7 protein-coding genes are annotated in these 9,207 nt (G+C 68.7%); 5 read left to right on the top strand and 2 right to left on the bottom strand.

Annotated features, from left to right (window positions below; genetic code table 11):
* Positions 1 to 299 precede the first annotated feature (299 nt).
* Positions 300 to 3,053 (top strand): preprotein translocase subunit SecA, encoded by a 2,754-nt coding sequence (secA, locus tag VGL85_RS14845; protein WP_331589735.1) that lies wholly within the window; start codon positions 300 to 302, stop codon positions 3,051 to 3,053.
* A 7-nt stretch (positions 3,054 to 3,060) separates the two neighbouring features.
* Here secA and VGL85_RS14850 read toward each other — a convergent pair whose 3' ends face one another.
* Together VGL85_RS14850 and VGL85_RS14855 are read right to left on the bottom strand one after the other, a co-directional pair.
* Entirely contained in the window at positions 3,061 to 3,429 is a 369-nt protein-coding gene (locus tag VGL85_RS14850; RefSeq protein WP_331589736.1) for a TfoX/Sxy family protein, read from the bottom strand.
* A 10-nt stretch (positions 3,430 to 3,439) separates the two neighbouring features.
* On the bottom strand, positions 3,440 to 4,831 hold the full coding sequence (locus tag VGL85_RS14855; RefSeq protein WP_331589737.1) for a carotenoid oxygenase family protein: 1,392 nt from the start codon (positions 4,829 to 4,831) through the stop codon (positions 3,440 to 3,442).
* Between the two features lie 96 nt (positions 4,832 to 4,927).
* Between VGL85_RS14855 and VGL85_RS14860 the strand changes: the two genes are divergently transcribed.
* The 4 genes from VGL85_RS14860 (at position 4,928) to VGL85_RS14875 (ending at position 8,919) form a co-directional block, all read left to right on the top strand.
* Positions 4,928 to 5,527, top strand: coding sequence for a TetR/AcrR family transcriptional regulator (locus tag VGL85_RS14860; protein ID WP_331589738.1), 600 nt, complete (start codon positions 4,928 to 4,930; stop codon positions 5,525 to 5,527).
* 184 nt (positions 5,528 to 5,711) lie between these two features.
* On the top strand, positions 5,712 to 6,875 hold the full coding sequence (locus VGL85_RS14865; protein WP_331589739.1) for an epoxide hydrolase family protein: 1,164 nt from the start codon (positions 5,712 to 5,714) through the stop codon (positions 6,873 to 6,875).
* A gap of 53 nt (positions 6,876 to 6,928) precedes the next feature.
* Positions 6,929 to 7,909 (top strand): threonine ammonia-lyase, encoded by a 981-nt coding sequence (locus tag VGL85_RS14870; protein WP_331589740.1) that lies wholly within the window; start codon positions 6,929 to 6,931, stop codon positions 7,907 to 7,909.
* A gap of 2 nt (positions 7,910 to 7,911) precedes the next feature.
* Entirely contained in the window at positions 7,912 to 8,919 is a 1,008-nt protein-coding gene (locus VGL85_RS14875; protein ID WP_331589741.1) for a beta-eliminating lyase-related protein, read from the top strand.
* Positions 8,920 to 9,207 lie beyond the last annotated feature (288 nt).

Genomic DNA, 9,207 nt, shown 5'->3' on the forward strand with positions numbered 1-9,207 from the left:
GCGAATTCCGCGGAACCATCGCCCCGGACCTGGACCTCGCGGCCGCCGGCGCGTCGATGGCTGAATACAATCGGCTAAAGGGCATCCCGCCGGCGCCGTCGTCCTGAAACTGGAGCGGATCCAAGGGCCGCTTCTGGCGCACAGCCGCGCCACGCCGCTCCCCCAGCGACCTCCCGCCCCAGGCTCCCCGCGTTGACTTGAGCGCCTACCGTCCTTAAGTCACCCACGCCCCAAAAGAGCGATTTTCACGAGGCGGGCGAAGGGCCCTGTCGCCGCCTCACGGACCTATCCCTTTGAGCATGTTCCAACGGTTCTTCGGCTCCTCCAACGACCGCAAGGTCAAGTCGATGATGGCGCGCGTCGCCAGGATCAACGCGCTGGAGCCCGCGATGCAGGCCCTGAGCGCCGAGCAGCTGGCCGCCAAGACCGTCGAGTTCCGCGAGCGCATGGCCAAGGGCGCGACCCTGGACGAGCTGATGGAAGAGGCCTTCGCCGTGGTGCGCGAAGCCGCGCGCCGCACGCTGGGCCAGCGCCACTACGACGTGCAGCTGGTGGGCGGCATGGTGCTGCACCAGGGCGGCATCGCCGAGATGCGGACCGGCGAGGGCAAGACCCTGGTGGGCACCCTGCCGGTCTATCTGAACGCCCTGGCGTCCAAGGGCGTCCACGTCATCACCGTCAACGACTACCTGGCCCAGCGCGACGCCGAATGGATGGGCCAGGTCTACCGCTACCTGGGCATGGAGGTGGGGGTCATCGTCCACGGCCTTTCCCAGGGCCAGCGGCAGGCGGCCTACAACGCCGACATCACCTATGGGACGAACAACGAGTTCGGCTTCGACTACCTGCGCGACAACCTGGTCTATGACGCCGAGGAGATGGTCCAGCGCGGCCACAACTTCGCGATCGTCGACGAGGTCGACTCGATCCTGATCGACGAGGCGCGCACGCCGCTGATCATCTCGGGCCCGACCGAGGACCGCAGCGAGTTCTACAAGACCGTCGACCTGCTCATCAAAGAGATGATCAAGGACCCGACCACCTATGACTTCGACGAGAAGCAGCGGCAGGTGATCCTGACCGAGGAGGGCTCGGAGAAGATCGAGGAGATGCTGATGGAGGGCGGCCACCTGGCCCCCGACACCGCCGGCCTCTACGACGCCGCCAACGTCTCGGCCGTGCACCACGTGAACCAGGCGCTGCGCGCCAACGTCATCTACCAGCTGGACAAGGACTACATCGTCCGGGCCGGCGAGGTGATCCTGATCGACGAGTTCACCGGGCGCATGATGCATGGCCGCCGGCTGTCGGAAGGCCTGCACCAGGCGATCGAGGCCAAGGAAGGCGCCGTCATCCAGCCCGAGAACCAGACCCTGGCCTCGGTGACCATCCAGAACTACTTCCGCCTCTACTCCAAGCTCTCGGGCATGACCGGCACGGCCGCCACCGAGGCCCAGGAATTCCTCGACATCTACAAGATGGATGTCACCGAGATCCCGACCAACCGGCCGATCGCCCGCATCGACGACGACGACGAGGTCTATCGCACCGCCGCCGAGAAGCATGTGGCGATCATCGCGCTCATCGAGGACTGCTATAAGCGCGGCCAGCCGATCCTGGTGGGCACGGTCTCCATCGAGAAGTCCGAGCAGCTGTCGGACATGCTGAAGGCCCACAGCTTCACCGACGAGAAGGGCAAGACGATCAAGGGCGTGCCGCACAGCGTGCTGAACGCCCGCTACCACGAGCAGGAAGCCAAGATCGTCGCCGACGCCGGCGTGCCGGGCTCGGTGACCATCGCCACCAACATGGCCGGCCGCGGCACCGACATCCAGCTGGGCGGCAACGTCGACATGAAGCTGGCCGACTGGCGCGAGGAGCAGCGCGGCCTGGGCGTCGAGGTGACGCCGGAGATGGCGCTGGCGCACAAGGCCGAGATCGAGGCCGAGATTTCCGACAAGAAGGCCCACGCGCTGGCCGCCGGCGGCCTGTTCGTGCTGGGCACCGAGCGCCACGAGAGCCGGCGCATCGACAACCAGCTGCGCGGCCGCACCGGCCGCCAGGGCGACCCGGGGCATTCGAAGTTCTTCCTGTCCTGCGAGGACGACCTTTTGCGCATCTTCGCCGGCGAGCGGCTGGATTCGATCATGCGCACCTTCGGGGTCCAGGAAGGCGAGGCGATCACCCACAAGTGGCTGAACAGCGCCATCGCCACGGCCCAGAAGCGCGTCGAGCAGCGCAACTACGAGATCCGCAAGAACCTGCTGAAATACGACGACGTGGTGAACGACCAGCGCAAGGCGGTGTTCGAACAGCGCGCCGAGTTCATGGCCGCGCCCGACATCTCCGAGGTGGTGTCGGAGATGCGCCGCGACGCGGTCAACGACTTCGTCAACCGCCACCTGCCGCCCAAGGCCTATGCCGAGCAGTGGGACATCGAGGGCCTGGCCCACCACGTCCGCGAGTTCCTGGGCCTGGAGCTGCCGCTGAAGGAATGGGCGGCCGAGGACGGCATCGCCAACGAGGAGATCGAGGAGCGCATCAACCAGGCCGCCGACGCCCGCGCCGCCGAGCGCGACGCCCAGGTCGGCCCGCACATGCGCACCGTCGAGAAGAGCTTCGTGCTGCAGATGATCGACGTGCAGTGGCGCGAGCACCTGATGCACCTGGACCACCTGCGCAACGTCATTGGCCTGCGCGGCTATGGCCAGCGCGACCCGCTGAACGAGTACAAGACCGAGGCCTTCAGCCTGTTCGAAGGCCTGCTGGTCGACCTGCGCCAGAACGTGACCCGCTGGCTGATGACCGTGGAGTTCCAGTTCGAGGAGCCGCCGCAGCCGCCGCAGGGCTACTTCCAGGAGGTGCACCTGGACCCGCTGACCGGCGAGAACGCGGCCCAGATGGGCGCGCTCCCCGACGGCCTGTCGGCCGAACAGCGCCAGGCCCTGCCGGTCAGCTCGCTGCCCGACGACTGGGAGAACACCGGGCGCAACGCGCCCTGCCCCTGCGGCTCCGGCAAGAAGTTCAAGCACTGCCACGGGGCGCTGGTCTGAGGCGGGGCTAGGCCTTCTTCCGCTTCGGCGGCTTCTGCGCCGCCTTGGCGAGGGCCGCGGCGAGCGACTTGCGGGCCCAGGCGACGGCCTCGTCCGGGTCGTCCAGCGCCGTCTCGGGCAGGCGCCAGTATGAGGTTTCCATCTTCCAGCCGTCGCGGCGGCTGTAGACCCAGGGCGCGGAGCCCTCGGCTTCCAGCTCGCGCTTCAGGGCCTCGTCGGTCTTGAGGTAGATCACTTCCTGGTCGACCAGGGCGAACATCACCCCCTTGTCGTCAAAAGAGCCCGCCCAGACGCCCAGGCCGCCGAACATGCGCTTGACGCGCACCGGCCCCAGGCCCTCGAACAGCTCCTGCACATAGTCCGCGAACCCGCCCATGCGGGCGAGACTACATCGCGACCCAGTTGCCGTGGAAGCCGAACGGCACGCGCCTCGGGACCTTGGCCAGCGCTACGGGACCACGGGCGATGTCCTGCGCCTCGAACACCGCCAAGTCGCTGCGGTCCTCGCCGGCGCGGTAGATCACCGCGGTGATCCAGCCGTCGCCCTCCGGCGCGTCGGGCGAGCGGGGCACGAACACCGGCTCGGAGGTGGCGTCGCCGGCGTCCAGTTCGAAGACCTGGCGCTTGCCGGTGGCGAGGTCGAGGTGGGCGATGGAATTCAGCCGCACAGTCTTGGCGCCCGACGGATCGGCGGCATACCAGCCGTGGCGGTGCTTCAGGGTCTCGACGCGCGGGTCGACGCGCGGGAACTCGCCGTCCAGGTCGTCCAGCGGCTCTTCCTTGATGGCGTTGGAATTGGCGGCCAGGTCGAAGGTCCAGCGCACCAGGCGCGCGGCGGACTTGTCGCCGGGCGAGCCGTCGGCCTTGGGGAACAGCGGGGCCACGTCGTAGCGCATGACGTCGCAGAACAGCCTGTCGCCCTCCTCCCAGCTGTTCAGCGGATGGAAGACATAGCAGGCCGGGGCATTGAACCAGCGGATGGACGAGACGTCGCCGTCGCGGCGCATCACGCCCACGTGGGCGCCCTTGTCCGGCTCCCAGGCGAAGGGCGGCAGGCCCTTCATCGCCCGCTCCAGACTGCCGGTCAGCGGCAGGACCGGGAACATAACGTGGTTATTTGTGGCCATAAAGTCATGGACCATGGATGCGAACGGCGCCTGGAAGTCATCGCGGCGGACCACCGTGCCGTCCGCGGCGGTGACGCCGTAGCTCATTCCGGCCGACAAGGGGCCGCCCACGCCATAGGCGAACCAGGCCATTTCGCCGCTCACCGGATCGATCTTCGGGTGGGCGGTGACATTGCCCCTGTAGGCCCGCGCGTAGCCCTTCGACTCCAGGGTGTTCAGGTCCATCTCGAAGGGATGGTGGGCTTCCTCCAGGGCCAGCAGGCGGCCGGCGTGCCAGACGATGTTGGTGTTGGCCACGCCGCCCTCGTTGCCGGCGGTCAGCGGATCGCTGGTCATGGGATTGCCCATGGACCCGAACAGGGCGCGGCCGTGGGCGTGCTCCAGCGCCCACTTCGGCGTGCGGACATAGCGGTTGCGGTAGCGGACCCGGCCGTCCTCCACATAGAAGCCGTGGACCATGCCGTCGCCGCCGAACCAGTGGTGATGCTCCGGGTCGCGGGGCTCGAACTGCGGGTTGGGGCCGATGCGCAACAGCGCCCCGCGCAGGCCCGCCGGGACCTCGCCGACCACCGGAAGTTCGAAGTCATCCTCGCTGCGGACCGGGGCGAAATTCCCCGAAAGGTAGGGATTGATGCGCACATTGCCGTCCATGGTTCCGCTCCTTGGGCGTACCGTGAAAACTTACTGTGTAAATTTATTTCGTAAAAAGTAGCGTTCTGCAAGTCTTTCCGTGCAAATGAGTCGCAGATGCCTCGAGTCCTTTCAGAAACCGATGTCGCCGACTTCCGGGAACGGCTTTGCGAAGCCGCAGAACGGCTGTTCGCGGAGCGTGGGCCGGACGCGGTGACCATGCGCCAGCTCGCCGCCGAGCTAGGCGTCTCGCCGATGACGCCCTACCGCTATTTCGAGGACAAGGACGACATCCTGGCCGCGGTGCGGGCCAATGGCTTCAACCGCTTCGCCGATGCGCTGGAGACGGCGCGGACCGGCGCGGTGGGCGCGCCCGCCATCGGCGAGGCCGTGGGCGAGGCCTATATGACCTTCGCGCTGGAAAATCCGCACGCCTACAAGCTGATGTTCGATTTCAACCAGCCGAACACCGAACGGTATCCGGACCTGGTGACCGCGGGCCTGCGCGCCCAGAAGACCATGACCGGCTTCGTCCAGGACGCGCTGAAGGAAGGGCTGATGGCGGGCGATCCGCAGGAGCTCGGCCTGATGTTCTGGGCCGCGATCCATGGCACGGTGATCCTGGAGCTGGCCGGCATGACCCCGCCGGGCGCCAGCCGCTGGCTGTTCAAGGGCCTGAACACCGCCCTGATGCGCGGCGTGCGCCCGCAGGACTGAGGCCCCTTCTCCAGCTGTCATCCCGGAAAGCGCACAGCGCTTGTCCGGGACCCATGGACTCCATGATCCACCGTGAGACGCGGCGTCGCCGCCGCAAATCCTGCTGCGCCGCAGAGTCGATGGGTCCCGGTCTTTGCTTCGCAAAAACGGGATGACAGATGTAGGGGTGAAGCGGGAGGCGCGCATGGCCGACATCCAACCCTTCGAGGTCCGCTGGGGCGAGGCCGAGGTCGAGGCGGTGCTGGAGCGGGTGCGAGCCTATCCCTGGCCGCCGATCCCGCAGGTTCCCGACGGCTGGGCCTATGGCTGCGACGGGGCCTGGCTGAAGGCGTTGTGCGCGCACTGGACGGGCGCCTACGACTGGCGCGCGGCGATGGCCGACCTCAACCGCTTTGCGCAATTCACCGCCCGGGTCGAGGACTACGACCTGCACTTCCTGCATGTGGTGGGCGAGGCCGGCGGAACGCGGCCGCTGATCGTCACCCACGGCTGGCCGGGCAGCCCCTATGAGTTCTGGGGCGCGATCGAGAAGCTGGCCTTCCCCAGCCGGTTCGGCGGCGAGGCGGCCGACGCCTTCGACCTGGTGATCCCCTCCCTGCCCGGCTTCGGCTTTTCGTCGAAGCCCACGCGGCCGATCGGCCAGCGGACCACCGCGCGGCTGTTCAACACCCTGATGACTGAGGTGCTGGGCTACAAATCCTACCTGGCCCAGGGCGGCGACTGGGGCGCGATGGTGACGTCCTGGCTGGGCCGCGACCATGGCGGCAGCGCCAAGGCCATCCACCTCAACATGCTGGGTTTCCGACCGCACGGCGGGCCGCAGGGCGAGGCCGAGGTGGGCTGGGCCCAGCGCCAGGCCGGGATGATGGACGTGATGGGCGCCTATTTCCGCCTTCAGGTCTCCAAGCCGCAGTCGATCGCCTGGATGGGGGCCGGCAATCCGGTGGGCCAGGCCGCCTGGATCTGCGAGCGGTTCCACGACTGGTCGGACCTGTCGCAGAAACAAACCCTGGACGAGGCCTACGGCAAGGACGCGCTGCTGACCAATGTGATGCTCTATGTGATGACCGACAGCTTCACGACCGGGGCCTGGTACTACCGCGGCCTGGTGGAGGAAGGCGGCCTGGCCTTCCAGCCTGGCGAACGCTGCGAGACGCCCACCGCCTTCGCCAACTTCCCCGGCGAGCCGCTCTATCAGGCCCCGCCCAGGAGCTTCGCCGAGCGCGCCTACAACATCGTGCGCTGGACCGACATGCCCAGAGGCGGCCACTTCGCCGCGATGGAGGAGCCGGACCTGTTCGTCGAAGACGTCCGCCAGTGGGCCAGGGACTTGGGGCGCGGGAGCTAGCCTGACGCCGATTTTGCGCTAACAAGCGGGCGGCAGTTCCCGAGGAGACCCCTATGCCCGCCACGCTCGCGCCCGTTCGCCCCATCGCGCTGGCCGAGATCGAGGCCGCGCGCGGCCGGATCGCGGGCACGGCGATCCGCACGCCGCTGGTCAAGCTGGAACTGGGCGCGGGCTTTCCCGACATCCGCCTGAAGCTGGAAAACCTGCAGCCGATCAACGCCTACAAGCTGCGCGGCGCGGCCAATGCGGTGGCGCTGCTGTCCGACGAGGACCGCGAGAAGGGCGTCTGGACGATCAGCGCCGGCAACGCGGGCCAGGGCGTGGCGTTCGCGGCCCGCAAGGCCGGCGTGCCCTGCACCGTGGTCGCCATCGAGACCGGGCCCAAGGCCAAGCTGGAGCGGATGCGGGCGCTGGGCGCCAAGCTGGTGCTGGTCTCCTACGAAGGCGCCTGGAACGCGCTGGACGACCGCGCCTATCCCGGCGTCGAAGGGACCTTCATCCACCCGTTCGACGACGACGCCTTCATCGCCGGCCACGCGACCATGGGCCTGGAGATCCTGGAGGACTGCCCGGACGCGGCTGCGGTGATCTGCGGCGTCGGCGGCGGCGGGCTGATCACCGGGGTCGGCAGCGCGGTGAAAGCCGTCAAGCCGGGCGTCAAGGTCTGGGCCGCCGAGCCCGACACCGCCGCGCCCTTCGCCCGCTCGCTGGCGGCGGGATCGGCCCAGAAGTACCCGGAATGGCAGGCCTCGTTCGTCGACGGGGCCGGCGGCCAGAGCGTGTTCCCGCGCATGTGGGAGCGCATGGCTCCGATCGTCGACGGCTCGATCGTCGTCACCCTGGACCAGACGCGGCGCGCCATGCGGCTGATGGCCGAGAAGGCGCGGATCATCGCCGAGGGCGCGGGCTGCCTTCCGCTGGCGGCGGCGCTGACCGGCAAGGCGGGCTCCGAAGGCCCGATCGTCTGCGTGGTCTCGGGCGGCAACATCGACATCTCGACCTTCAGCGAGATCATGGCCGAGACCGCGAACTGACCGTGGCCCGCTTCGACTTCGTCTCCGACAACACCGCCGGCGCCGCGCCCGAGGCGATGGCCGCCCTGGTCGCCGCCAACCGGGGCTTCGCGGTGAGCTATGGGAGCGACGACCTCACCGCCCGCGCCGCCGACCTGATCCGTGGCCTGGTGGACGCCGACGCCGAGGTTCGGTTCGTGGCCTCCGGCACGGCGGCCAACGCCATCGCGCTGGCGGCGCTCTGCCGGCCGTTCGAGGCGGTGCTGGCCCACGGCCACGCCCACGTCAGCATCGACGAGACCGGCGCGCCCAGCTTCTTCGGCGGCGGCCTCGCCATGCGCGCGCTGGGCGGCGACCACGGCAAGGTCGACCCGGCCTCGCTGGCCGAGGCCCTGGCCACGCCGGACCACGCCCATGCGCAGGGCCCGGCGGCCCTGTCGCTGACCAACGCCACGGAGTACGGCGCGGTCTACGCGAGCCAGGACCTGGCGGCGCTGGCCGGAGCGGCCAAGGCCGGCGGCCTCGCGCTGCATCTCGACGGCGCGCGGCTGTTCAACGCCGCGGCGGCCGGCTTCGACCTGAAGGCGATCGCGAAGCTGGGCGTCGATATGCTGGTGGTCGGCGGGACCAAGTCCGGCATGACGCCCACCGAGGCGCTGGTGGTGTTCGACCGCACGCTGGCCCGGCGGCTGGACGCGCGGCTGAAGCAGAGTGGCCAGCTGCCGTCCAAGGGCCGGTTCTACGCCGCGCCGTTCGTCGGCATGCTGGAGGATGGCGCGGTGCTGCGCCACGCCGCCCACGCCAACGCCATGGCCGCCCGCCTGGCCGCGGCCATGCCCTTCCCACTGACCCATCCGGTGGAATCCAACGGCCTCTTCGTGGAGATGGACGAGCCCACCCGCCTGCGCCTGACCGACGCCGGCTGGGAAAGCATGCGCTTCCTCGACGGCTCGGTGCGCTTCATGTGTTCCTGGGCGACGACGGCGGAGGCGGTGGATGCGCTGGCCGAGGCGCTGAAGGCGGTGCGGTAGCTCGAAACCTCACCCGTTTACGGGGGAGGTGTCACCGAAGGTGACGGAGGGGGCGTTGGGGCCGTGCGCTGACCTGGCCGCCGCGACGGTAGCAGCGCCCTCTCCACCACTTCGTGGTCCCCCTCTCCCATGAACGGGAGAGGTTTTGCGGCCTAGGTGTCGAAGCTATGAAGGTTGTTCACTCGGGGCTGGGCTGAGAGGCTGGGGTTGCGAAGCTCCAACCCTTGGTCCCGAGGCCCCGAATGAACGTGCATAAGAATGCTCGGCTGACGCCGTTTGGTCGAGCGG

Origin of the sequence: Phenylobacterium sp., assembly GCF_036501465.1 — a bacterium.
Lineage (GTDB): Bacteria > Pseudomonadota > Alphaproteobacteria > Caulobacterales > Caulobacteraceae > Phenylobacterium.

Excerpts from the sequence above, each read along its gene's own strand:
- secA (WP_331589735.1), top strand. The coding sequence starts at position 300 with ATGTTCCAACGGTTCTTCGGCTCCTCCAACGACCGCAAGGTCAAGTCG.
- VGL85_RS14850 (WP_331589736.1), bottom strand. The coding sequence starts at position 3,429 with ATGGGCGGGTTCGCGGACTATGTGCAGGAGCTGTTCGAGGGCCTGGGG.
- VGL85_RS14855 (WP_331589737.1), bottom strand. The coding sequence starts at position 4,831 with ATGGACGGCAATGTGCGCATCAATCCCTACCTTTCGGGGAATTTCGCC.
- VGL85_RS14860 (WP_331589738.1), top strand. The coding sequence starts at position 4,928 with ATGCCTCGAGTCCTTTCAGAAACCGATGTCGCCGACTTCCGGGAACGG.
- VGL85_RS14865 (WP_331589739.1), top strand. The coding sequence starts at position 5,712 with ATGGCCGACATCCAACCCTTCGAGGTCCGCTGGGGCGAGGCCGAGGTC.
- VGL85_RS14870 (WP_331589740.1), top strand. The coding sequence starts at position 6,929 with ATGCCCGCCACGCTCGCGCCCGTTCGCCCCATCGCGCTGGCCGAGATC.